Raw genomic sequence first — 22,917 nt, 5'->3', positions numbered from 1 at the left:
TTTCTGCAAGTTATATCAGTATTGCTTACAAGCATACCACTAGTTCCTATATCTCCTATACAAAACACCATGATCAATCCCAAAAAAAAAGCGCCAGCTTTCTAATAAGCTGGCGCTTCTTTATTGAGCCTTCTTTTCTACAATAAAACTTTGGCAAACAGTGTTTCAAGTCGATTCAAATCGCTTAACGGCATAACATCTGCTACGTATTGATCAGGACGAACCACCACAATACAGCCCTGTTGACGATCAATACCGCGCATACTGTAAATGTCTTTTGCGGCATCAGAGCTCAAGGCAAACAGCTTCTCATAGTCACGCAGACCTAATTGACCTTTGATAGGTTGCAGCAAAGAATGCACTTGAGTCATGTCTACATCACGATGGCCGCAAGGCAAAATGGCACGCACATCAATGATAGAATCAATGTCCTCACCTTCTTTGGTGTAACGAACCACAGGCGAAGACGGCTCATGCTGAAGGTAATCGCACAATTGATTCAGATCGGCCAAGCCGTTTGCCAGATCCTGCTCACCGGCAAAGACAAACAGGTGCCAGCGCGCATCCGCTTCCACACAGTGTCCCATTTGCATGGGTTTGGCATCGGCAACACGGGTCACCGGTGCCGAGTGGAAACGCATACCAATGGTTTCACCACTTGCTAACTGCTGATGTTTAGCGTCCAATCCCAGTACTTCAACTTCGTAACGAATCGCAGTGCCCGCGGTAAAACGGCCAAACTGCTGGAAATATCGCTGAAACTCCGCAGGATCTACCCCGTCTGGATGGGTGTCTGACTTAGGTTTGGCACTAAACATCTTCGAAAACTCACGGTCAAAGTCGATCAACTGCTGCGCGACATGCTGACGCTCTTGCGAGTAAGTTAACAGTAGCTCAGGCGCCGCTCGACCAGTTAGCACGTGCGCCAGCTTCCAACCCAAGTTCCAAGTGTCATTCACCGAGGTATTCAAACCTTGGCCCGCTTTAGGACTGTGCGTGTGGCACGCATCGCCAGCTAGGAATACACGTGGCAATTGGCCTTCTTCTGAGTCATCAAACGCTGTCGTTAAACGCTGGCCGATCTCGTAGACACTCCACCATGCCACTTGCTTCACATTAAGCGTATACGGCTGCATGATACGATTGGCCGCTTTGATCAAATACTCTGGGGTGATGCTGTTGCGGTCAATACGCTCGTCCGGTGCTAACTTATCCAATTCAATGTAAAGACGGACCATGTACCCCCCCTCACGTGGGATAATCAGCATGTTGCCTTCATGATTGGAGTGGATTGCACTTTTCAGGCGAATATCTGGGTAGTCAGTTTCCACCAACACATCCATCACGCCCCAAGCTTGGTTAATTGAGTCGCCCACCAATTCTCGGCCAATTGATTGACGAACAGAGCTGCGTGCTCCATCACAGCCCACCGCATACTTCGCATGCACCACTTCTTGTTCGATCATGTATTGTGAGTTATTCACCACACGCTCAAACGTCAGGGTCACTGGGTATTCTTTGTTGTCTTGATTGACTTCTACGGCCACCAGCTTACGTGAGTAGTAAGGCTCAATTTTCGCAGGATTTTGTCGCATCACATCTAGGAAATGGTCATGCACACGTGCTTGGTTGATGATCACATGAGGAAACTCAGACAAGTCATCTTCAACGTCTTGAATCTTGCTACTGCGGGCAATGTGTTCGCCATTCTCCGCGCTAGGCTTCCAGAATGCCGTCTCATTTACCCAGTAGGCTTCTTGGGCAATTTGGTCAGCAAAACCGTAGGCTTGGAACATTTCCATGGTACGACAGGCAATCCCGTCTGCTTGCCCAACCAATAGGCGATCGTCTTTAAAATCAACGATGCAGGTTTTGATGTCAGCAAATTTTGACAATTGTGCCGCCAAATTCAATCCAGCAGGACCACAACCAACCACCATCACATCCACGTATTCTGGAAGCGGACGTTTTAGTGGTGGCGCTACGACGCGATCTTGAGGGTCAGCGAAACGTGGATCACCAGGGAAGAAACCATTTAGATGAAATTGCATTGTTGTATTTCCTTGTTGTTATTTTCAATCACTGTAGGTTAGATTGAATATAAAGAAAAATTGCTTTTTAAAGCCATAAACAAAGAATTTGCATACATGAACCCAAACCACCTTAAGCAACTTGCGATCATTATTAAACAAGGCTCCATTTCCGCTGCGGCGGAGCAATTGTTTATTACTCAACCTACTCTGACTCGGTCGATTCAACAGCTGGAACAGAAAGTAGGTGCCCCTCTTTTGAAGCGAACCCGCTACGGAGTGATTGCCACTGAAATCGGCGAGCGCCTTGGACAACTGGGGGAAAAAATACTCGCCGAAGCAGAGCAAGGGAATGAGATCATTCGCCAATGGCACAGCGGTTTCCATAACCAGTTTTCGGTTGGCATAGATCCCTTGTGGGAATACGCCACGGTTGACCAAACCACGCAGGCTTTCTTAGACGAGCCACGTTTTGTGTTTCATCTACGCACCGGCTCTGCGGCCACTCAAATTGAGTTGTTGAAACGAGAGCAACTGGATTTTTTGCTGGGTCCCGCCCATGTCACCGTTGCCCAGCGAGAGCTCTCCCGAGATGTATTATTTCGCGACCGGGCAGCTGTATTTGCCGGGGCTAAATCTCCTTTAATCAGACTCAACCGTCCAATTAAAAAGACCGAGTTAGAGCGCTGTAAATGGTTCATAGCTGGCGCCAGCGCCGGCTTTATGAATGCGCCAAATGATGAAATATTAAGCAATGCCGCAAAAATTTCCTTTACCGGCGGCATTCACTCAGTGATGCACTTATTGCAACACAGCGATATGTTGGTACGTCTACCGGCACGACTGGCCTTGATGTCAGGAGCATTAAAAGCGGAACAAATGCTGGCCATTGAAGAGGATCAATCGCCGAGAAGGGACATTGCGCTGTGGTCATTACAAGATGACAGTGAGCGCCCTGACAAACAAAGGGTCAGAGCACTGATTCAGGACTTTGTCAGCAATATGGATCAGCAGGTGCCTTGCTTTGGCTTGGACCTCTAAAGGGGTTGATACCAAGCAAAATCCTGTTGAATCTTCGCCATCACCTGCGCATTACGGGCGGCGACAATCATCCCTTTGCGTACCGAAGGACGGTACACTGAGCCATCCAACATAGCGACCATTCCGCCCGCTTCTTGGAAGGCTAGCAAGCCAGCGGCATGATCCCAAGAATTGGGTTTTGGACTGATAAAGAAGTCAACATTATTGCCAAGTAGCGTTCGGTACTCATGGCAGCTGCAACGCATCGACAACACCCGCGCGTACTGTGCTTGAGTGATGGCCGCTTGCTTACGTTGCTCAATATCCTTAAACAAAAAAGGTGAGTATATGCCCACCAAATTTTCATCACTTGGGGCCTCACTTAGCTGCAATTGATGGCGCACATGATTCGGTTTAACATACCAAGCCCCCTCTCCTTTGCTTGCCTCTATCCAGTCGTCATTCACCACATCGTATAGCAAACCAAAAATGGTTTCCCCTTGGAAAGACGCTGCAATCAGAACCCCAAACGTCGCTAAACCATTGGCGTAATTCCAAGTGCCATCGATTGGGTCAATGATGATCACCAGAGCACTGCTATCCAAATGCTTGAGCACACTTTCATCCGCCGCCACGGCTTCTTCCCCGACCACCAAAGCTTCTGGGATCATCTTTTTAAAATGCTCCGTCATGGCGTTTTCAGCGGCGAGGTCAGCAACGGTCACTAAGTCATCAAAGCCTGACTTAGTATCAATAGCGTCTTCAGATAGGGCCCGAAAGCGTGGCAAAATTTCTTGTTTGGCAACTTCGCGAACCGTTTCAATGATCGCCAGCTTCTTTTCTGGGGATAGCAAAATACTCTCCTTGTTAGGGTGATGGGTAAATCCAGCAATTTACCCTAGATTCGTAAAAACTATATTACAACACCTAAACAGATAATCACCCTATTTGTAAACGACACGTCTTCTAATGCGCCAGTTTCAGTACGATTACCCCTGACATAATTAGCAAGATACCCATATAACGCATTAAGGAGCTGGCATCACCGAAGAAAGCCACACCGACCATAAAGGTTCCAGCGGCACCAATCCCTGTCCATACTGCATAAGCGGTGCCCATAGGGATGCCTTTTTGCGCTAACCATAGTAGGTAGCCACTGAGTACCATAAAAGCGACCGCCATCACAATTCCTGGCCACTTGATCGCCGACGTTTGCGCCAATTTCATGCCCAATGGCCAGCCAATTTCTGTTAAGCCCGCCAAAATTAAATACAACCAACTCATACTACACCTCGTCTTCAAGCCAGATTGAACATAATTGACGGCCATACTATCGACATATAAGATGATTTAAAGTTAATAACTATCGATTATTTTCATATGCAAAACCTCGAACACATTCGCATGCTGGTACTTTCTGCTGACCTTGGTTCCTTTTCGGCCTGTGCCCGACACTTAGGAAAGGTTCAGTCCGCAGTCAGTCATGGCATCAGCACCCTTGAGATCGATCTTAATGTTGAGTTGTTTGATCGCAGCACCCGTAAACCAGTACTGACACCCGCTGGCGAAAGACTGTACCGCAGTGCCAAAGCCCTACTCGCACAATCGGATGAATTCTCCTTAATCGCAAAATCGATTAACAGACAGGAGGAAAGTGAGCTCTGTATTGTCATCGACGATGCTTTACTGACACCCAAGATCACGCAATTACTGGCCCTATTTGCCGAGAAGTTTCCACACACACAGCTGGACATTTTGACTCGTCCTTCCCCAGATATAGTACCGTTAATCCAGCAGGGAAAAGCCTCTTTTGGGCTCATGTTTACGGAGCTTGCGACCATCAAGGAAGTCGACTTTTGTTACATCGGGCACATGCCTATGCTGGCCGTGTGTCACCCCGACCACCCTCTGGCACAACGTGACCAAGTGAACGAAACCGATCTCTTTGCCCATCGCCAATTGGCCATTCGTGGCAGTCAAAAAACCGAGCCGCCAATGATGGTCAGTATGTCACCCAACGTGTGGTGGTGTTCGAGCAGTTTGAATGCACTCGCTTTGATCCAACAAAACGTTGGCTGGGGTTATTTACCTGAGTATTTAGTCACGCCAAAGATTGAAGCTAAGGCGTTAGCACAACTGCGCATGTCTTTTGACCATGTGGCATGGCAAGTTCCTATTGATCTTATCTGGCAACGGGGCAATGCGATTGGCCCTGGGGCGAAATGGTTATTCAACGAGCTAAAGCAGCGCTTTGTCACGCCATAACCAGAGCACGCCTCATTTTCCCCTGACTTGTTACGACTCTCAGCCTTTTGTAACAGCACAATTTTTTACACTTAGCTAACTTACTAATTTATCTGAATTTCTAAAAAAGCTGGTCTAACATTTCAATGTTACCGGTAAAATATTCTACAAAACCTATTGACGCCGTTTTTATGTTATCGGTAACATTGCAAACCTAGTTACCGGTAACATACATTTGTCGCCTATAACTGTATATTCCTTTAAAACAATAAATAGCGGGAAGAGATCATGAGCAAATTCGCTAAAACGCTAATCACAGCTGCTGTTGCAGGTGCCCTATCGACGACAGCTTTCGCTGCTGACTACACTTTCAAGTTCCAATCGTCTGACCCATCAGGGGACAAAAACTTCCAAATTCAAAAAGAATGGACTGAGCGCGTTGAGCTTATGTCTGGTGGTCGTATCAAGATCAACCTACTTCCGGTTGGTAGTGTCTTCAAACACACTGAGACACTTGATGGCATCAAGATGGGCATTCTTGATGGTCAAATCACCGCAACAGAATTCTTCTCTGGTAAAGATGCCGCCTTTGGCTTAATTGGTAATACAGTTGGTGCTTGGTCTGACACCACGCAACTGCTTCAGTACATCAATTACGGTGGCGGCTATGAACTGATGAACGAACTTTACGCACCTTACGGCGTGAAATTCATCGGTGGTTCAACAACAGGTGTGGAATCATTTGTATCACGTGTTCCGCTAAACGGTGTTGAAGACCTTAAAGGCCTGAAACTTCGTGCACCAGAAGGTTTGGTACAGCGTGTATTTGCCGCAGCGGGCGCAGCGCCAGTAAACCTACCAGGCTCTGAAGTATTCACAGGCTTGAGCAAAGGTGTCATCGACGCTGCAGACTACACCGTATTCTCAACCAACCAAAAAGCTGGCATGAACGACATTGCTACCCATCCAGTACAGCCTGGTTTCCACTCTCTACCATTGATCGATGTATCAATGAGCATGAAAAAATGGGAAAAACTGCCTGAAGATCTGCAAGCCATCATGACCACTTCTGTTCGTGACTTCGCTAACGACATCACGACTCAGCTACGTATCGCTGACCAAAAAGCAGTGAAAGCAGCACAAGAAGATCCAAACATCACCATCCATGATTGGTCGGCTGAAGAACGTAAGAAGTTCCGCGCTATCGCTCGTACACAGTGGGAAGAGTTTGCCAAACAATCTCCAAATGCCCAAAAAGTGTATGACTCTATTACGTCTTACCTAGAAGAAAACGGCCTTCTTTAATCTCTAAGAAAGCCACCGCCAAATCAAAGTGGGGGGCATAGGTGAACATGTAGTTGAGCATGTTCACTGCCCCTACTTTAAACTGGACCCTACCCCATGAATACCGAGACCCCAATTCCACATCCAGAAGACACAGCGGATCAACCGCGCAATCTTCTTGATAAAGCCATTGTTCGCATTGGTAACACCCTAAGCTTGCTGTTCCTTTTCACGGTCGCCATCTCGTTTTACGAAGTGGTTATGCGCTATGTATTCAACGCACCAACCATTTGGGTGCATGAATCCGCTTCCTTCATTGGTGCCTGCTTGTTTGTCTTTGGCGGCGTTTATGCGCTCGCAACCAATAAGCACGTACGCGTTGTCTTAATCTACGACGCCGTATCACACCGAACGCGCCAATACCTCAATGTGTTTCACCACATTATGGGCTTAATTTTTTCTGGTCTGCTGTCCTATGCAGCATTCCAAATGACGGAAAGTGCTGTGCTTTCGCCGTTTGGTGACATTCACTTTGAAACGTCAGGCTCTGCCTGGAACCCTGCGTTTCCAGCGTATGTGAAAATTACCATTTTCATCACTATGTGCGTGATGTTCATTCAGTTCGCGCTTCATTTCATCCAAGAAGTGCTGAATCTAAGGAAGTCATAAGATGTTTGATCTATCGAGTTTAGGCATTGGCTACGGCAGCTTATTAATGCTGGTGTCCATGATCCTACTGCTACTGACCGGTATGCAGTTGGCCATGGTGACAGGCCTGGTTGCCTTAGTTTTTGCCATTGGTTGGTTTGGTATTGATGCTTTACCCTTGGTGACTAGCCGCCTGTACAGTTTTGTCGGTGGTTATGTCTTTCTAGCCGTGCCGATGTTCGTCTTAATGGCCGCCCTATTAGACCGTTCCGGCATTGCTCGGGACTTATTCGATGCCATGAAAGTCGTTGGCCGCAAAGTACGTGGCGGTGTCGCGGTACAAACGCTGGTCGTGGCCGTTATTCTTGCTTCCATGTCAGGTGTTATTGGTGGTGAGACGGTTTTGCTGGGTATTCTTGCCTTACCGCAAATGCTGCGCCTAGGTTACAACCGTAAGCTTGCGATCGGTACCACTTGTGCTGGTGGCGCGCTGGGTACCATGTTACCGCCGAGTATCGTTTTGATCATTTATGGCTTAACCGCCAGCGTTTCAATTGGCGACCTGTTCAAATCGGCTTTCTTACCAGCATTGATCTTGGCCGCAGCCTACATGATCTATGTATTAATCATTTGTCGCCTAAACCCAGATTACGCCCCACTACCAACGGACGAAGAACTGGCCCAAGACGGTGACATTAACTACTTCAAAGCGCTGTTTTTCCCTGTGCTGTCCGTAGCCGTGGTATTGGGCAGTATCTACACCGGTGTGGCGTCTGTTACAGAAGCCTCAGCTCTGGGTGTAGTCGGCATCTTTATCAGTGCTTGGATCCGTGGTGAATTGAGCTTTGACATGCTTAAAGAAAGCGCCAAAGCCACCATGAGTACCTGTGGCATGATCATCTGGATCGGTATTGGTGCGACGGCCCTAGTAGGTGTTTACAACCTAATGGGCGGTATCGACTTCGTGGAAGAAACCATTCTAGCGCTGTCTGGTGGCAGTGTGATGGGTACGATCTTGATCATGATGGTCATCCTACTGGTCTTGGGTATGTTTTTGGATTGGGTCGGTGTGGCACTGCTAACCATGCCTATCTTCGTTCCTATCATTACCAACCTTGGCTTAGACCCAGTTTGGTTCGGTGTTGTGTTCTGTCTAAACATGCAGGTGTCTTTCTTATCACCGCCATTTGGACCAGCCGCTTTTTATCTGAAATCTGTGGCTCCAAAAGACATCAGCCTAGGCGAAATTTTCAGCTCATTGTTGCCATTTATCGCACTGCAAGTAACGGTGCTGGCACTGGTAATCATCTTCCCTGAGCTGGCTATTTGGTGGAAATAATTCCCCTCAGTCAAACCTACGGACATAACTAGATAGCGCTAAGTGCCAGATTGGCACTTAGCAGGAGACACAAGAAAATGATTAAAAAAATCATTGTGATGGGCGTATCTGGGTGTGGTAAGTCATCCATGGGCCAAAAAATTGCGAGCTATTATGGCTACCCTTTTTTTGATGGGGACGACTACCACAGTGAAGCGAACGTCGAGAAAATGCGCCAAGGAATCCCCCTCACCGACGAGGATCGCTTTGGTTGGTTAGAAACGCTTAATGGCATTCTCAAAGAGAATGACAGCGCTGTTGTCGCCTGCTCAAGTTTGAAGCCAAGTTACCGCGATATTTTACGTCAGGGCATTGATGACCTTGCCATTATCTACCTACAAGGTGACTTCGACACCATCTGGCAGCGTCATCAAAAACGTGCCGGTCACTACTTCAATGGTAAAGGAATGCTGGAGAGTCAGTTTGCCACTCTGGTAGAACCGGTTGACGAACCTGATGTGATTGCGGTGGACATTCGCCACTCGCTTGAAGACGTATTCGCACAAAGCGTGGCCGCTTTAGAGGCCCGTTAATCGTCTACAGCGGATGCTTAATTTACTATTAAACATCCGCTAACTTGTTCTTATCCTTTGCTTTTTTGAACATTATCCGATTCGCAGAGTCAGCTGCATGTGGTAATGTTACCGTTAACAATACAAAAAAAAGATCCATCATAATGAAGAAAAAGCGCCCAACTCTACAGGATGTGGCTGATTTAGTCGGAGTGACTAAAATGACCGTCAGCCGATTTATTCGCAATCCAGAGCAAGTCTCTGATGCATTGCGCGATAAAATCCAAACGGCGCTGGATGAATTAGGCTATATCCCTAACCGTGCTCCAGACATCTTGTCAAAATCGAAAAGCCACGCCATCGGCGTTTTGCTTCCTTCGTTGACCAACCAGGTATTTGCCGAAGTTATTCGTGGCATTGAAGCCGTATTGGAACCTGAGGGTTACCAAACCATGCTCGCTCACTTCGGTTACAGCCAAGAGCTGGAAGAACAGCGTATTGCCACCTTACTGTCTTATAATGTCGATGCCCTGATCTTGTCGGAAAGCCAACACACACCCAAAGCACAAAAAATGCTCGAAAATGCGGGTGTGCCAGTTATCGAGATCATGGACTCAACCTCGAAAAGCCCATTACATGTGATCGGTATCGATAACTGCTCTGCGGCGCGTGAAATGACGCAAACCATGATTGATCACGGCCATCGTAACATTGTTTATTTTGCCGCGCGCATGGATGAGCGTACCCTACAAAAGGTCGAAGGTTATAAGCAGGCCATGGCGGCCAATGGCCTGACCTCTGTTGTCAAAGAAACCCACAGTGCCTCATCTTTTACCCTAGGGGCAAAGTTTCTAGAAGAAGTACTGTCCGAACACCCTGACACTGATGGTATTTTTTGCACCAACGATGACCTCGCCATTGGCGCCCTGTACGCATGCCAGAAAAAAGGCTTACAAGTGCCTGAGCAAATTGGCATTGCCGGTTTCCACGGTCACGATATTGCACGAGCCATGGTGCCGCTTTTGGCGACCGTGGTTACCCCTAGAGAAGAAATGGGCCGATTAGCGGCAAAAGCGCTGTTAAAAGGCTTACAAGGGGAGTCCATCAAGAAACAAGTGATTGAACTGCCCTACCAAATTGAATGCGGCGAGAGCATCAAGGCACTTTGATGCTCGCATTGCCGACGGATGTTAGCTAGGCATACCTGGCAACTTAGTGACACCTTCCAACCCTTCATCCCAATTTGCTCTGCTGTCACAGCACAAATGCGCATCCGGCTGCACATCCACATCCGAGTCCAAGCAGCCAGCGGGAACCACCACTAGCCCTCTGCTTTTTGCATCCGTTGGCATCATAGAGCCACAGGTACGACAGAATGTGCGTGCAAAGCGCGTCTCTGGCAAATGATAAAACGTGACATGGTCTTCACCTTTAGTCCAAGTAAGAGAGGCATCCGGCGCAAATAGATTGGCACAGTGCGCTGAGCCTGACGTTTTACGACAACGGCTACAATGACAGAAAAAGAATTTGGCAAACGATCCTTCTAACTCAAAAGCAACGCTGCCGCACAAACATGAACCCGAATACAGCCCCATAAAGCATCTCCTCTTCGCACAAAATTGTGGTGTCAGAGGTCACTTTAGCGTGTTTTGAGCGAACAATAGAAGAGTAAATAGATATGAAAAATAGCGGGCATAAAAAAAGGGAAGTATGCAGGGTGTTGAAGAGTCATGCATACTTCCCTTAAAGGGTGACGTTAATCGCCTTCGGCAGAGCAAACGCACAAAAGGATGCGAAGGTTCTGCGATTACTTAGCAATCCCCCATTTATGAAAGCTAAGCAACCGTGTGAAGGCAATAAAAATAGATCACCATTCCATAGAGGACTTCGCATACAATATCGGGCAGAGCAAATATATGACGCGATGTCGAGATTAATAATAGGCGCTAATTTCATCTAATAGCTTGCTAATTGCGCCTCTGATCTCACCATTTACGACAAATCCAAGGTTTTGCGACATTTCGTTCACTATTTAGACAACTTTGGCTCGATTTACCGCTCCCCTACCCATGCAATAGATACAACAAGCTACTAATAGTGACAAATGACAGTACCGTAGTGACCATCAAGGTGCTGGCACAAAAGCTTCTCTGACCGTATTCCCCACAAATGATTGGATAAATGCTAAACATGGGCATGGCCGCAAACAGCAATACCGCTATGCGCAACTCAGTCGGCATCTGCGGGAAGAATTGTAAGCAGCCAAACACCACCATGGGGAATAACAGCAGCTTCATGCTCGCCACCAATCCTGTGCGTACCTTACTCCCCTGCACCGTCACGCCAACCAAAGAGCCACCGATCACCACCAAAGCACTCGGAGCGGCCGCCATAGCCAACAAGTCTAACGAGCTATTCATGAAATGAGGTAAATGTAGACCGAACAAGGACAGCATCACTCCCACAAACACAGAGAGGATAACCGGATTAGTCGCCACGCGCTTTGCCACATTACCGATGATTTTCTTACCGACCCCAGGCTCATGGTGATAAACCGACTCCATCAACACCAAGGCCACTGGTAAAAATAGGATGTTCTCAACCACTAAGGCCATGGCAAATGCCTGCGCTGGCGCATCGTCAAGGTACTGCAGCAAAATCGGAAAGCCAATAAAGGAGCTGTTTGGCATCATCGCGCCCATACCACTGACCGTTGCGATTACCCAGGTCTCTTTAAGGAAGATACGCGCAATCAAAAGGGTCAAGGCAAAGGCAACCAAACCGCCTACGGCGTATACCAGCATATAAGATAGATCGACAACGGCCCTAAGATCCAAAGCCGAGATCTTGGTGACCATTACCGATGGCAAAGCAAAATACAAGACAAAGCGACTCAAGGCTGGAAGCGCCTCTTTAGGCAAAAGCTGGTAACGAGTCCCTAAAAAGCCTACTAAAATGAGAAAGAAGATCGGGGCAGTAATGTTGAGCACAACGTCCAAAGCAAATCCTTATTGTTAAGAGCGATGTAAAACACTCATGCTACCGCAATCCGATGACAACTCATATAAAAGAGCAGGATCAAAATATGTCGTAGCCATTCAAAAATTCTAACAAGCTGCTTTGATAAAAAAATGCTCCCGAAGGAGCATTTTTTTGAAGCGTTATGACTGCTTGTGGTTACACCACAAAACGATCTAACAGGGATTTCTGAGAAGAGGTACTGACGCGCTGATTTTCCATCGATTCGTTAGACGATTGCGCCAGCTCTGAAACTTCCGTTGATAGGTCCTTGATCTTCACTGCATTACCACTGATGTCTTCCGCCACGTGGCTTTGCTCTTGTGCCGCCGAAGCAATTTGCACGTTCATGGTACTGATACGCTCAATCGCAGCACTGATATTCTGCAGCGACTCATCGGCAAAGCGAGCCTTTTCAACGGCATCACTCGCGGTATTTCGACTTTCATCCATTGCCGCCGCTACTGCACCAGACCCAGCTTGAAGTTGCTCAATCATATCGCGAATCTCAGTGGTCGACTCTTGTGTACGCTGGGCCAATGTTCGCACTTCATCCGCCACCACAGCAAAGCCTCGACCCGACTCCCCAGCACGCGCTGCTTCAATTGCCGCATTCAACGCCAACAGGTTAGTTTGATCGGCAATATCATTAATGACACTCAGCACTGTCTCGATGTTAGCGGTCGCCGTTTCCAGTTTTTGTACTTGCTCGACCGCCTGTTCAATGCGACCTGATAAAGCATCGATCGACAACGCCGTATCACTCACCACCTTAGAACCTTCAATGGTGTTTTTATCCACTTCCAGTGCCGCTTCTGAGGCGTGTTGAGCACTTTGGGCCACTTCGTTGGCGGACATCGCCATCTCATGGATAGCGGTTGCCAATAGGTCCAGCTCTTGCATTTGCTTACTGGTGGCTTGTGCAGATTTCTGTGAATCCAATACCGTTTCATCACCGCTGGCAACGATTTCATCGCCTAATTGCTTAAGCTGTTGAATTTGCAACTGCAGACTTTCGGTGAAGGTGTTAAAGCCTTGCGCCAGACTGGCGAATTCAGGGGTATTACTTACTTCGATACGCTTAGTCAAATCGCCTTTACCCGAGGCCACTTCTTGAATGGCACTGTTCAGACTATCTAATGGGCGCATAAGCACTTTAATTAAGAACATCAGTACAAAGACACTGATGATAACTCCAATGGTGGTGAACAGAATCGAGCTATTGCGCAGCTTGGCAAGCGCAGCCAGCGCTTTGTCTTCATCAACGATGGAAACAATATACCAATCTTCTGCTTGATAATGGCGCATAATCACCATGTAAGGAGTGCCTTCTAGGGTTACGCGCTGCGCGCTATCCTGTAAATTCACATCGGCGAAGAAGTTGCGAATCTTTTTACCGTTATTCTCAGCCTGAGGGTGGGCAATGGCGGTACCATCAGCCGCTAGAACCAGTAGGTAGCCCGCATCAAGTAAGTTGGCTGAGTTCACTAGGTTCGCTAGAGCCTCCAATTCCATATCGAAATACATGGCCCCGATAAAAGTGCCCTGCTGGTACACGGGTGTCGCAATCGACACAATGGTATTGCCTGTCGACACATCGATGTAGGGATCGGTAATAATCAAGCCGCCAGTTTGCTTAGGGCCGGTAAACCAAGGACGCGCCTGAGTCACATAACCCGCGCCTGGATCCCAATTAGGATCGTTATCAACGATGCTACCATCCGCTTCGTAGCCAAAGCCGACGGCTAAAAAGCTATCTTTAATGGCGGGTTGGTCTAACAGTTGTTTGACATACTGACGATCATTTGGATTCATCTGAACCGCTTGTGTGATCGCTAGGGCAAGAGACTTTTTATTACTTAGCTGTGCATCAATGGTGTTTAGCACACCATTTTCGATTTCATTTAAGCTGCTTAATACCAGCCCCTCGACTTCACTTTTTACCGTACTTTGTTGCTGAACACTCAATAGCCCCACAGTCAACAACAAGAGTATTGCGGATACCCCAACGATTTTATAACTGAAACGCATTTTTTTACCCTGACAGATTTTATTCAAATAGCAATCATTCTTAATTGCTATCAATTTATAAGAATAAGAGGCTTGATGTTTTTGTGATTGTCCCCTACTGGAAATGCAACAAACGCCATTGATTACATATCTTTACAATGGGAGTTTTTTTGTGATATTCCGTAAACAATAATAACTGTTTTCTAATTTAAGAAATATTACAACTCGGTCAAATTCTTACAGTTTCTTTTCAGAATCATTAATTTAACTTATAGAACTAGCCAAACACTGGCTAAGTTATTGCTTTAATTAAAATAGAAAAATCTATATTGCCGGATGCAAGAATAGCTTACACAAAATAACCTCATTAGAGGCATAGTCTAGAAATAAAAAAAGCGCGCTTATCCAGCACGCTAACATGACACAGTCCCCCTACTGTATGCCGAACAGAATCACGCTAAGCCTATATATCCTTCATAAGTCTTAAAGCGTCATAGATCGCAGCGTGGGTATTGCGCGTTGACACGGCATCGCCGATTCGAAATAGTTGAAAGCTCGCACCTAGATTGCGTTGCACCGTCTGAGATTGCCCTGTGGTTAGGTCATCATAATTCACCTCACCACCATTGCTAGACAGCGCTTTAAGGTCAAAATACAACTCGTCCATGGGCAAGATGCCGTGGTTTACCACAATTTGATCGTAATAAGCCTCTTTTAAGACACCACTAAGGTAATCACTGCTGATATAAGCTTTAAATTGATCACCCTCCTTTTCAACCGCCTGTAAACGGTAGGTGACGGTAAACCTTGTATCAAGGGTTTGCAGTGAGCGCATATAGGGAACCAGGTTCATGCCCATGACTTCAGGGGCAAACGCTCGATCGGGCGTCATGATTTCGACCTTGGCACCGGTTTTAGCTATGATCTCAGCAGCTTGTAAACCGGCATGGTCACCCGCATCGTCATATACCAAGACATTATGTTTCGGCTTCACATCGCCCATAATAATGTCCCAGCTGGAAACCAGATGCTCATTACCTTGAGCTAAGATCTCGGTATGAGGTAATCCCCCCGTCGCAATGATGACCACATCAGGATTTTCTGCCTCCACCTCTTCACGCTCAGCATAGGTGTTAAACTTGAATTGCACGCCTAAGCGTTGGCACTGCTCCATACGCCAGTCGATGATTGACATCATTTCTTTGCGACGGGGGCTCAAGGCCGTTAAGCGAATTTGGCCACCGGGCTGATCTGCCGCTTCCAAGACCACCACCTCATGGCCCCGCTCACCTGCTACCCTAGCCGCCTCCAGACCGCCTGGGCCGGCGCCAACGATCACAACTTTTTTGCGCACATCGGCTTTAGCAATTTCATGCGGCATAAACTCTTCACGGCCGGTGGCTGCGTTATGAATACAAAACGCCGCGCCACCTTGATAGATACGATCCAAGCAATAGTTGGCTCCGACACAGGGACGAATCTCGTGCTCACGCTTTTCGATGATTTTGCGCACAATGTGTGGGTCGGTCATGTGAGCACGGGTCATGCCCACCAAATCCACTTTGCCCGCCGAAATTGCGTAACGTGCCGTTGCCACATCGGGGATTTTTGCTGCATGCATAACCGGCAAATTGGTCGAGGCACGAACCTCACCCACAAACTCTAAGTGCGGATTATTGGTCATGCCCTGGATCGGAATCACATCCGTTAACGCCGCATCGGTATCGATACGACCCCGAATCACATTTAAAAAATCCACCATGCCGCTTGCTTCAAGTCGTCTGGTGATCTCCAAGCCATCTTCACTAGAGAGGCCGCGTGCCGACAGTTCATCAGCGGTGTAACGCATACCAATAATAAAATCAGGACCCACCCGTTGACGCATGGCACTCAGCACATCAAATGTAAAACGCATGCGGTTGTCCAAAGAGCCACCGTAAGGTCCGTCCAGCTCATTGGTTAACGGTGACCAAAACTGATCCATCAAATGGCCGTAAGCCTCCAACTCAATGCCATCCATGCCACCCGCTTTCATACGCTCAGCAGCATCCGCGTAATCTTTGATAATGCGCTCAATATCCCAATCTTCAATTTTCTTTGGAAAAGCGCGATGGGCAGGTTCACGATGGTGAGAAGGTGTCACCACAGGGAGCCAATGACCATTATCCCAACGGGTTCGGCGACCTAAGTGGGTCAATTGAATCATGATCGCCGCACCCTGCTCATGCACAGCGTCGGTTAAGTCTTGCAGATACGGCACCACTTCGTCTTTGTAGACTAATAGGTTATTAAAGGCTGGTGGGCTGTCCTTGGAAACCGCTGCCGAGCCCGCCGTCATAGTCATGGCAACACCGCCCTTAGCACGTTCCGCGTGGTAAGCACGATAACGGTTTTTCGGCATACCGTCTTCTGGGTAGGCCGGTTCATGGGCCGTCATAATAATACGGTTGCGTAACGTCAGATGTTTTAGTTGATAAGGCTGCAGTAACGGATCGTTGGACACAAGCGCACTCCTGTTAGCATGGTTTAGTTCACTCGACTTGTCTTTACTGTCTGTTTAATTATTCATCAAACTGAAAGCAGTCTAGAATCAACTGTACAGAGGTGTCAATTTCATTTTACAGGTATGTACATAACCTTGATTAACTTGTTTTAAGTAACAACACAGCAGTACACTTTCTTCTTAAACAAATCCGAGGTTAGGATGAAAAAAACCACACACAATGAATCTGGTTGGCGCGGCTCCCCCGAGCTATGGTTCCAAGCGGCTACTGAGATACTGCTAGAGTCAGGGGTGGATGGGGTTAAAATCGCCACACTCGCAAAACGGCTTGGACTGTCTCGTACCAGCTTCTATTGGTTTTTTAGCGATCGTGAGGCACTTCTGTCGGCGTTAGTAGAAAGCTGGAAAGAAAAGAATACAGGCAGCCTTGTTAAGCAAACCACGGCCTATGCAGACTCTCTTGCTGAGGCTACGTTAAACGTATTTGATTGCTGGATTGACCAGTCATTGTTTGATTCCAAGCTTGAGTTCGCCATCCGTAGCTGGTCACTGCAGTCAAAGAGCATCCAAGAGGAAGTACGACAGGCAGACAGCCAACGACTAACCGCCCTTGCCAATATGCTAAAGCGCTATGGCTTTAATGATATACAAGCCGATGTCCACGCTAGAACCATCTATTTGGTGCAAATCGGCTACATTTCGATGCAAACCGAAGAGTCACTGGCACAACGAATGCAACGCATATCGGAATACGTCAACACCTTTACAGGTACCTACCCCAAAGACAATGAGCTCGAGCGCTTTTACCATAAGCATGGTTATCAAGCGATTTGAGTAACTAAACTAGTCTTGTTCTTTGCATGGGGTCAAACGCTCCAACGAGTAGTTTCATAAATAAATTACTTATTTTATCAATTCATCTCTAGTTTGTGTTGCTTGCCTGCCATTTGATTATATTTTCAAACGCAACGCTGAAATACAGCTCGTAGCTGTTTTTCTCGACATAGCCAATATGGGGGGTTGCCGTCACATTATCCAGAGTCAACAGTGGCTCATTCTCTAACAGTGCCGGCTCTACATCGAACACATCGACAGCCGCCTGACGTCTTGGGTGATGACGCAGCGCCTCAAACAATGCATAAGGCTCTATCAACTCCGCACGACTGGTATTAACGAATAGCGCATCCTCTTTCATCAAGGCCAAGTCGTCCGCCGTGACGCAAGCACGTGTGACATCATTTAAACGTAGATGTAGGCTGATCACATCTGCGTGACTAAAAAAGTCTGGTTTCGAATCCGCGGCACGGTAGCCATCTTCAACCGCCTGTTGGCGCGACGCATCACTGCCCCACACCAATACATGCATATCAAAAGCTTTGGCGTAACGTGCAATCTGTTGGCCAATTTTACCGTAGCCCCAAATCCCTAAGGTAAGCCCTTTCAGCGTTCGACCCAAGCCAAGCTGTCCAGAGTCTTGCCATTGGTCTGCACGCATATTACTGGAATAAGCCGGGATATGACGTGACGCTGACATAATCAACGCCCAGGTTAGCTCTGAGGGTGCCACAGGCGAGCCAACACCTTCCAGCACCGTCACGCCGTAGCGCTGACATAATGCCACATCGATATGATTACTCACTTTACCGGTCTGGCTAATGAGTTTTAAATTAGGGAGTTTTTGCAGCAAGGATTCGGTGATCACCGTACGTTCACGAATCAGAACAATGGCTTCCACATCATGCAATTTACGAGCAAGCACATCTTCCGCATAGGTGTAATTCAATACCAGCACCTCTTGCTGCGCCAACATGCTAAAGCAGCTCAGCTCTGGTACCACATTTTGATAATCATCTAACACAGCAATCTTCATAGCACATACACCTTTAACAAAGCTTCTACTTATGATGCTAGTCGTTCTCTATCGCAAAGCACCATCACAACTGACTACTTGAAGAGTATTTAGATAAGCCCCTTCAATGGGAAGCTTGGGCACGTATGTCGTCTAGTAGAAGGGCTGCCACTTGTGCCGCATCGGATAGCTCATAATCGTCCAGTTGCTGTAACAAAAGCTTAAGACGCACTTGCAAAGGCGCTTCTAACTCATACTTACCAAGCTCAGAAATATACCCCAATGCCTCAGCATCGCCTCGTTCGGCCAGCTCAATGACTTTTTGCAATAAGGGAATTAAGCTTTTGCCATGAGTTAAGGCTGCCGTTTCGCTTTGCACCTCTCCTTGCAACTGACGTAACAACGACAGACTTTGTTCCAACTCTTCTAACTGGCCGTCCAACCTTTGTGACAGGGCTGCTAGGTATTGATCCGTTAAATGGGGACTGTTTTCAATTTCTTGAGCGGTGACCAAGAGATTGAGCGCACCGAGGTTACTGAAGATACCCCGCAGATCATGACCAATAAAACGAAGGCTTTCACGATCCTCGTTGATAAATAGCTCTTTGATTTGCGCATTTAACGCAGGGTACTTGCGTTTAAAGCGTCCCCATAAGTCAAGATACTGTGGCAAGCCACCGGGTATTCTCTGTAATGCCGCTTTCAAATCCAGTCCTGGCAATGCATCAGGCAAATTCATCGGACCTTGTTCAGAATCAGGCAGCTCTAAACGATCACGTGATGACATACACCATTTAAACAGCATCTCCTTGAGCGCGTTCGGGTCAATCGGTTTCGTCAGATGGTCATTCATGCCCGCTTTGATACTGCGATCACTATCTCCTACCATGGCATGGGCCGTGAGAGCGATAATCGGCAACTGCTGGTAATCTGGTGACTGACGAATAACTTCAGTTGCCTTAAAACCATCCATAATAGGCATCTGCAGATCCATTAGGATGAGGCTGACTTCGTTTTGCTCTAATAACTCAATCACCTCTTGGCCATTCGTTGCTGGCAATACTTCAAAACCAATTTTTTCAATGAGGCCGGTAGCAATCATCATATTGATAGGATTGTCTTCTGCCAGCAGTATTTTATGACCCGTATTGTTTATTTGTGTATCCTCTCTTGAGCGAGTAGTCACCGCTTCTTTCGAGCCAGACAGATAATTGGTGACGGCTCTAAGCAGGCCTTCCGGCGTGCATAGATTGGTTAAAAAATGCATGGGATAGGTAAATTTATCCTGCAGCCGCTGCTTTTCCTGCTGATCCGCCATGACAATGACACCAGCCTGGTTGGTTAAAGAACCAAGTTGTGACAACCAATCATCTAAACGCTCGGACGGTATCTGTCGAGCATCTACAAGGTGCAACTGGCAATCCTGCAATGCTGACATGTTAGGAAAGTGGTCATCCTGTGCCGATTGATACACTAAATCAGCTTTTAAACTGCTGTAAGAACGTGGCAATGCCTTATCTTTGGCAAATAGGCTGATTTGTTTAACCCCTTCAACGGTCAGTTTACCAAGCCTTTTTTCAGACACAGGCAAGGCCAACTGCACGGTGAAGCTGGAACCAACACCAGCTTGACTCTCTACCTTGATAGAGCCTGACATAATGTCGATCAATTGCTTACAAATAGATAAGCCCAGCCCCGTGCCGCCGTAGCTACGACTGGTCGAGGCATCCGCCTGAGTAAAAGGTTGAAAAAGCCCCTTCAGCACATCCTCAGACATGCCAATACCGCTATCCTTGACGCAAAACTCCAAGGTCACATTATTATCAAGCAGACTAAGCATGCGCACGGTGACCAAGACACTACCGTGGCGGGTAAACTTAACCGCATTATTGACCAGATTGGTCAGCACTTGAGTAATGCGTACCGAGTCCCCCAATAACACTCTGGGCAAGTCAAAATCGTAATCGATGAAAAGCTCAATGCCCTTCTTGTAGGCATTAAGATGATTCACATCGTAGACATCACGCAATACATGATCCAACAGAAACTCTTGCGGATCCATTTGCAACTGGCCCGATTCGATTTTCGAAAAGTCTAAGATGTCATTGATAATGACCAACAGGCTGTTGGCTGAAGATTGGATTTTATTTAAGCAATCCCGTTGCTGATGATCAAGCGTCGTGTCCTGAAGCAGGTGACCTAGGCCAATGATGCCGTTCATAGGGGTACGTATTTCATGGCTCATATTGGCCAAAAAATAACTTTTATGACGATTGGCATTTTCGGCGGCTTCCAGCGCCTCCTGCAATTCCATGGTACGTTCTTTGACAAGCTCCTCTTGTTTTAACACCATTTCTTGCAAGTGGTTGTTTAACTGGTATAGCTCGGTCGCTTTCTTTTCGAGCAGGTTTTCAGCTTCCAGCCGGGACCTTTTTTCCCGTTCTAAACGACGCTGTAAACGTTCCTCTTGATCCTTCATGCCACTTTTTCTATATCAAAATGTGTCTCGAACATGTCATCTGAGTCCGCATTACGATGACTGATGGTAAGTTGCTCACCAAAGTGCTCAGCGCAGCCTTTGATTAACCCTAGCGCCAATATTGAAAAGGGGCGCTTGGAACGGTACACCATCTGCAGCTTTGTGTCGGAAAGACGAATACATTTGAACTCTGGTAACTCGGCTTGTGGATAGAGTTTGTGTACTTCAACATGAATGGAGTTATCAACGGACTCTAGCATTTCCAAGGCATCGGTTTTATCCTCTGCCAGCATCGGGTATTTATCAATCAAAGCGGCAAAAAGGTGCTTACCAAAAGCTTCCACAAGATCATCAACGGGAATATCAGTTTTTTTACTTAACGCCACCACCAATTTAATAATATCGGTGTGATCATAATACCCCACCGAAGTATATGCTCCCCCCGTGCTTAATGATGGTTCATCCAATAAATCATCCAACACATCTTCTGAGAATTTTTCTTTAATCATTTCCATAAACTGAATATAAACTACGCCTAGCATAGGATCCCTCTCTTTTAGATTACATTTCGTTAACGAAAACAGTACTAATGAAGCTAACACATAGTCATAAATTTGCTATAGCATTAGGGTTAATAAACTGTTAATCGTTGTAAACGGCACTCAACACAGCGGGCTGATGCACAAGAGGAGCAAACATGAGTGAACAGGGCTTAAAAACCATCTTAGTGGTGGATGACGAACCTGCCAACATCACTGTTCTATCAGGCACGTTAAAAGATAATTACCGTGTTATTGTAGCCAAGAATGGCAAGCAAGCTATTGATCGCATTGAAAGTGTTGTAACACCAGATCTTATTCTGCTGGATATCATGATGCCAGATATGGACGGCTATGAGCTGTGCCAGATTCTAAAACGACGCCCTGAGACCAAAGACATTCCCATCATATTTGTGTCCGCTATGAGTGAATACAATGATGAAGAGAAAGGCTTACAACTGGGTGCTATCGATTATATTACCAAGCCATTCTCCCCTGCGATTGTTTTAACGCGTGTGCGCAATATTCTGCAACTAAGGGAAGCGCAGCTTTCATTAGAAAATCAGAATAAAGCATTAGAACAAACCATCGCTGAGCGCACTCGTGAAGTATATCTGACGCAAAACGTCACCATACATGCCCTTGCTTCCTTAGCGGAAACGCGAGATAACGAAACCGGCAACCATATTCGCCGTACGCAATATTATGTCAAAACACTGGCTACCAATTTGATGCGCAATGGGCACCACTTAGATGAACTCAATAAAGACAATATCGATCTTATGTTTCGTTCAGCGCCCCTGCATGACATCGGTAAAGTGGGCATCCCTGACAGCATTCTACTAAAGCCTGGTAAACTAGATCCGGAAGAGTTTGAGATCATGAAAACCCATGCTTCATTAGGTGCGATTGCCTTAAAAGCCGCACAAGAATCCGTGGGCGAAAACGAAACCTCATTTCTTCGCTATGCCCGTGAAATTTCCGAGTGTCACCACGAAAAATGGGACGGCACCGGTTATCCGAAAGGTTTAAAGGGCGAAGACATCCCCATTTCTGGTCGCATCATGGCGCTCGCGGACGTGTACGATGCTTTGATTTCAGCACGTATTTATAAGCCACCATTTAGTCACGAAAAAGCAAAAGACATTATTCTTGAGGGCTCTGGAAAACACTTTGACCCCAAAGTGGTGGATGCCTTCATTTCTTCGGAAGAGGAATTCAAAGCCATCGCGGCTGAATTTAGAGACTAACCTTCAGCAAAAAGCCGCTCTAGGGCCAGGGCGCGAGCATACTTTGAAGAACTAGCTTCAAACCTGCCAAAACCTGTATTGTAGCGCTTATTAGTTCATCAAACAGGCTTCATTCCGTGACTCTTATCGAACATCTATCTGTCATCAAAGAAA

At 46.9% G+C, this 22,917-nt stretch carries 19 protein-coding genes; 9 read left to right on the top strand and 10 right to left on the bottom strand.

The annotated features are described in order from the left end of the window. Nucleotides 1-137 precede the first annotated feature (137 nt). Nucleotides 138-2,051, bottom strand: a complete 1,914-nt coding sequence (locus tag MAQ5080_RS15365; RefSeq protein WP_067212459.1) for an FAD-dependent monooxygenase — start codon at nucleotides 2,049-2,051, stop codon at nucleotides 138-140. Nucleotides 2,052-2,147: 96 nt separating this feature from the next. On the opposite strand from MAQ5080_RS15365, the gene MAQ5080_RS15360 reads away from it, so the two are divergent. Continuing rightward, a complete protein-coding gene (locus MAQ5080_RS15360; protein ID WP_067212461.1) occupies nucleotides 2,148-3,071 on the top strand; it encodes a LysR family transcriptional regulator in 924 nt (307 codons plus the stop codon). On the opposite strand, the gene MAQ5080_RS15355 is transcribed toward MAQ5080_RS15360, so the two are convergent. After that, nucleotides 3,068-3,904: an inositol monophosphatase family protein gene (locus tag MAQ5080_RS15355; RefSeq protein ID WP_197464639.1), complete on the bottom strand. Its 837-nt coding sequence runs from the start codon at nucleotides 3,902-3,904 to the stop codon at nucleotides 3,068-3,070. The two genes, MAQ5080_RS15360 and MAQ5080_RS15355, sit on opposite strands and share 4 nt — an antisense overlap. Before the next feature lie 112 nt (nucleotides 3,905-4,016). Next, on the bottom strand, nucleotides 4,017-4,334 hold the full coding sequence (locus MAQ5080_RS15350) for a DMT family transporter (protein WP_067212469.1): 318 nt from the start codon (nucleotides 4,332-4,334) through the stop codon (nucleotides 4,017-4,019). A gap of 96 nt (nucleotides 4,335-4,430) precedes the next feature. On the opposite strand from MAQ5080_RS15350, the gene MAQ5080_RS15345 reads away from it, so the two are divergent. The 6 genes from MAQ5080_RS15345 (at nucleotide 4,431) to gntR (ending at nucleotide 10,285) form a co-directional block, all read left to right on the top strand. Further along, nucleotides 4,431-5,315 (top strand): LysR family transcriptional regulator, encoded by an 885-nt coding sequence (locus tag MAQ5080_RS15345; RefSeq protein WP_067212472.1) that lies wholly within the window; start codon nucleotides 4,431-4,433, stop codon nucleotides 5,313-5,315. A gap of 267 nt (nucleotides 5,316-5,582) precedes the next feature. Next, on the top strand, nucleotides 5,583-6,599 hold the full coding sequence (locus tag MAQ5080_RS15340; RefSeq protein ID WP_067212475.1) for a TRAP transporter substrate-binding protein: 1,017 nt from the start codon (nucleotides 5,583-5,585) through the stop codon (nucleotides 6,597-6,599). Between the two features lie 96 nt (nucleotides 6,600-6,695). Next, entirely contained in the window at nucleotides 6,696-7,247 is a 552-nt protein-coding gene (locus MAQ5080_RS15335) for a TRAP transporter small permease subunit (protein WP_067212478.1), read from the top strand. A 1-nt stretch (nucleotide 7,248) separates the two neighbouring features. Further along, the gene (locus MAQ5080_RS15330; RefSeq protein WP_067212481.1) at nucleotides 7,249-8,565 is read left to right on the top strand and encodes a TRAP transporter large permease; all 1,317 of its coding nucleotides are present in this window, start codon (nucleotides 7,249-7,251) and stop codon (nucleotides 8,563-8,565) included. A gap of 77 nt (nucleotides 8,566-8,642) precedes the next feature. Next, nucleotides 8,643-9,137, top strand: a complete 495-nt coding sequence (locus tag MAQ5080_RS15325; RefSeq protein ID WP_067212484.1) for a gluconokinase — start codon at nucleotides 8,643-8,645, stop codon at nucleotides 9,135-9,137. A gap of 143 nt (nucleotides 9,138-9,280) precedes the next feature. Next, nucleotides 9,281-10,285, top strand: a complete 1,005-nt coding sequence (gene gntR / locus MAQ5080_RS15320) for a gluconate operon transcriptional repressor GntR (RefSeq protein ID WP_067212487.1) — start codon at nucleotides 9,281-9,283, stop codon at nucleotides 10,283-10,285. A 21-nt stretch (nucleotides 10,286-10,306) separates the two neighbouring features. Here gntR and MAQ5080_RS15315 read toward each other — a convergent pair whose 3' ends face one another. The 4 genes from MAQ5080_RS15315 to MAQ5080_RS15300 all read right to left on the bottom strand — a co-directional run bounded on the left by MAQ5080_RS15315 (nucleotide 10,307) and on the right by MAQ5080_RS15300 (nucleotide 16,647). Further along, nucleotides 10,307-10,711 carry a GFA family protein gene (locus MAQ5080_RS15315; RefSeq protein ID WP_067212489.1) on the bottom strand — a complete coding sequence of 135 codons (405 nt, stop codon included), beginning with the start codon at nucleotides 10,709-10,711 and terminating at the stop codon, nucleotides 10,307-10,309. A gap of 468 nt (nucleotides 10,712-11,179) precedes the next feature. Further along, nucleotides 11,180-12,106, bottom strand: coding sequence for an AEC family transporter (locus MAQ5080_RS15310; protein WP_231870858.1), 927 nt, complete (start codon nucleotides 12,104-12,106; stop codon nucleotides 11,180-11,182). A gap of 187 nt (nucleotides 12,107-12,293) precedes the next feature. After that, complete coding sequence (locus tag MAQ5080_RS15305; protein ID WP_067212494.1) at nucleotides 12,294-14,165, bottom strand: methyl-accepting chemotaxis protein; 1,872 nt, start codon at nucleotides 14,163-14,165, stop codon at nucleotides 12,294-12,296. Between the two features lie 442 nt (nucleotides 14,166-14,607). Continuing rightward, entirely contained in the window at nucleotides 14,608-16,647 is a 2,040-nt protein-coding gene (locus MAQ5080_RS15300) for an NADH:flavin oxidoreductase (protein WP_067212497.1), read from the bottom strand. Nucleotides 16,648-16,848: 201 nt separating this feature from the next. Between MAQ5080_RS15300 and MAQ5080_RS15295 the strand changes: the two genes are divergently transcribed. Next, nucleotides 16,849-17,481, top strand: coding sequence for a TetR/AcrR family transcriptional regulator (locus tag MAQ5080_RS15295; RefSeq protein WP_067212499.1), 633 nt, complete (start codon nucleotides 16,849-16,851; stop codon nucleotides 17,479-17,481). 88 nt (nucleotides 17,482-17,569) lie between these two features. Here the strand turns inward: MAQ5080_RS15295 and MAQ5080_RS15290 are convergent, their stop codons facing one another. From MAQ5080_RS15290 to MAQ5080_RS15280, 3 genes are all read right to left on the bottom strand, one after another. Further along, complete coding sequence (locus tag MAQ5080_RS15290; protein WP_067212502.1) at nucleotides 17,570-18,517, bottom strand: D-2-hydroxyacid dehydrogenase family protein; 948 nt, start codon at nucleotides 18,515-18,517, stop codon at nucleotides 17,570-17,572. A gap of 103 nt (nucleotides 18,518-18,620) precedes the next feature. After that, nucleotides 18,621-20,975, bottom strand: a complete 2,355-nt coding sequence (locus tag MAQ5080_RS15285) for an ATP-binding protein (RefSeq protein ID WP_067212504.1) — start codon at nucleotides 20,973-20,975, stop codon at nucleotides 18,621-18,623. Then, nucleotides 20,972-21,517, bottom strand: a complete 546-nt coding sequence (locus MAQ5080_RS15280) for a heme NO-binding domain-containing protein (RefSeq protein ID WP_067212507.1) — start codon at nucleotides 21,515-21,517, stop codon at nucleotides 20,972-20,974. The genes MAQ5080_RS15285 and MAQ5080_RS15280 overlap by 4 nt, the downstream gene beginning before the upstream one ends. A 155-nt stretch (nucleotides 21,518-21,672) precedes the next feature. Here MAQ5080_RS15280 and MAQ5080_RS15275 point away from each other — a divergent pair, with 155 nt between their 5' ends. Beyond that, complete coding sequence (locus MAQ5080_RS15275; protein WP_067212510.1) at nucleotides 21,673-22,764, top strand: response regulator; 1,092 nt, start codon at nucleotides 21,673-21,675, stop codon at nucleotides 22,762-22,764. Nucleotides 22,765-22,917: the final 153 nt, after the last annotated feature.

Origin of the sequence: Marinomonas aquimarina (assembly GCF_900089755.1) — a bacterium.
GTDB lineage: Bacteria > Pseudomonadota > Gammaproteobacteria > Pseudomonadales > Marinomonadaceae > Marinomonas > Marinomonas aquimarina.
This window is presented reverse-complemented; position numbering and strand designations above follow the sequence as displayed.

What these genes read in the sequence shown, in the direction of transcription:
- MAQ5080_RS15365 (WP_067212459.1), bottom strand. Translation starts at nt 2,051, where the DNA reads ATGCAATTTCATCTAAATGGTTTCTTCCCTGGTGATCCACGTTTCGCT.
- MAQ5080_RS15360 (WP_067212461.1), top strand. Translation starts at nt 2,148, where the DNA reads ATGAACCCAAACCACCTTAAGCAACTTGCGATCATTATTAAACAAGGC.
- MAQ5080_RS15350 (WP_067212469.1), bottom strand. Translation starts at nt 4,334, where the DNA reads ATGAGTTGGTTGTATTTAATTTTGGCGGGCTTAACAGAAATTGGCTGG.
- MAQ5080_RS15345 (WP_067212472.1), top strand. Translation starts at nt 4,431, where the DNA reads ATGCAAAACCTCGAACACATTCGCATGCTGGTACTTTCTGCTGACCTT.
- MAQ5080_RS15340 (WP_067212475.1), top strand. Translation starts at nt 5,583, where the DNA reads ATGAGCAAATTCGCTAAAACGCTAATCACAGCTGCTGTTGCAGGTGCC.
- MAQ5080_RS15335 (WP_067212478.1), top strand. Translation starts at nt 6,696, where the DNA reads ATGAATACCGAGACCCCAATTCCACATCCAGAAGACACAGCGGATCAA.
- MAQ5080_RS15330 (WP_067212481.1), top strand. Translation starts at nt 7,249, where the DNA reads ATGTTTGATCTATCGAGTTTAGGCATTGGCTACGGCAGCTTATTAATG.
- MAQ5080_RS15325 (WP_067212484.1), top strand. Translation starts at nt 8,643, where the DNA reads ATGATTAAAAAAATCATTGTGATGGGCGTATCTGGGTGTGGTAAGTCA.
- gntR (WP_067212487.1), top strand. Translation starts at nt 9,281, where the DNA reads ATGAAGAAAAAGCGCCCAACTCTACAGGATGTGGCTGATTTAGTCGGA.
- MAQ5080_RS15315 (WP_067212489.1), bottom strand. Translation starts at nt 10,711, where the DNA reads ATGGGGCTGTATTCGGGTTCATGTTTGTGCGGCAGCGTTGCTTTTGAG.
- MAQ5080_RS15305 (WP_067212494.1), bottom strand. Translation starts at nt 14,165, where the DNA reads ATGCGTTTCAGTTATAAAATCGTTGGGGTATCCGCAATACTCTTGTTG.
- MAQ5080_RS15295 (WP_067212499.1), top strand. Translation starts at nt 16,849, where the DNA reads ATGAAAAAAACCACACACAATGAATCTGGTTGGCGCGGCTCCCCCGAG.
- MAQ5080_RS15290 (WP_067212502.1), bottom strand. Translation starts at nt 18,517, where the DNA reads ATGAAGATTGCTGTGTTAGATGATTATCAAAATGTGGTACCAGAGCTG.
- MAQ5080_RS15285 (WP_067212504.1), bottom strand. Translation starts at nt 20,975, where the DNA reads ATGAAGGATCAAGAGGAACGTTTACAGCGTCGTTTAGAACGGGAAAAA.
- MAQ5080_RS15280 (WP_067212507.1), bottom strand. Translation starts at nt 21,517, where the DNA reads ATGCTAGGCGTAGTTTATATTCAGTTTATGGAAATGATTAAAGAAAAA.
- MAQ5080_RS15275 (WP_067212510.1), top strand. Translation starts at nt 21,673, where the DNA reads ATGAGTGAACAGGGCTTAAAAACCATCTTAGTGGTGGATGACGAACCT.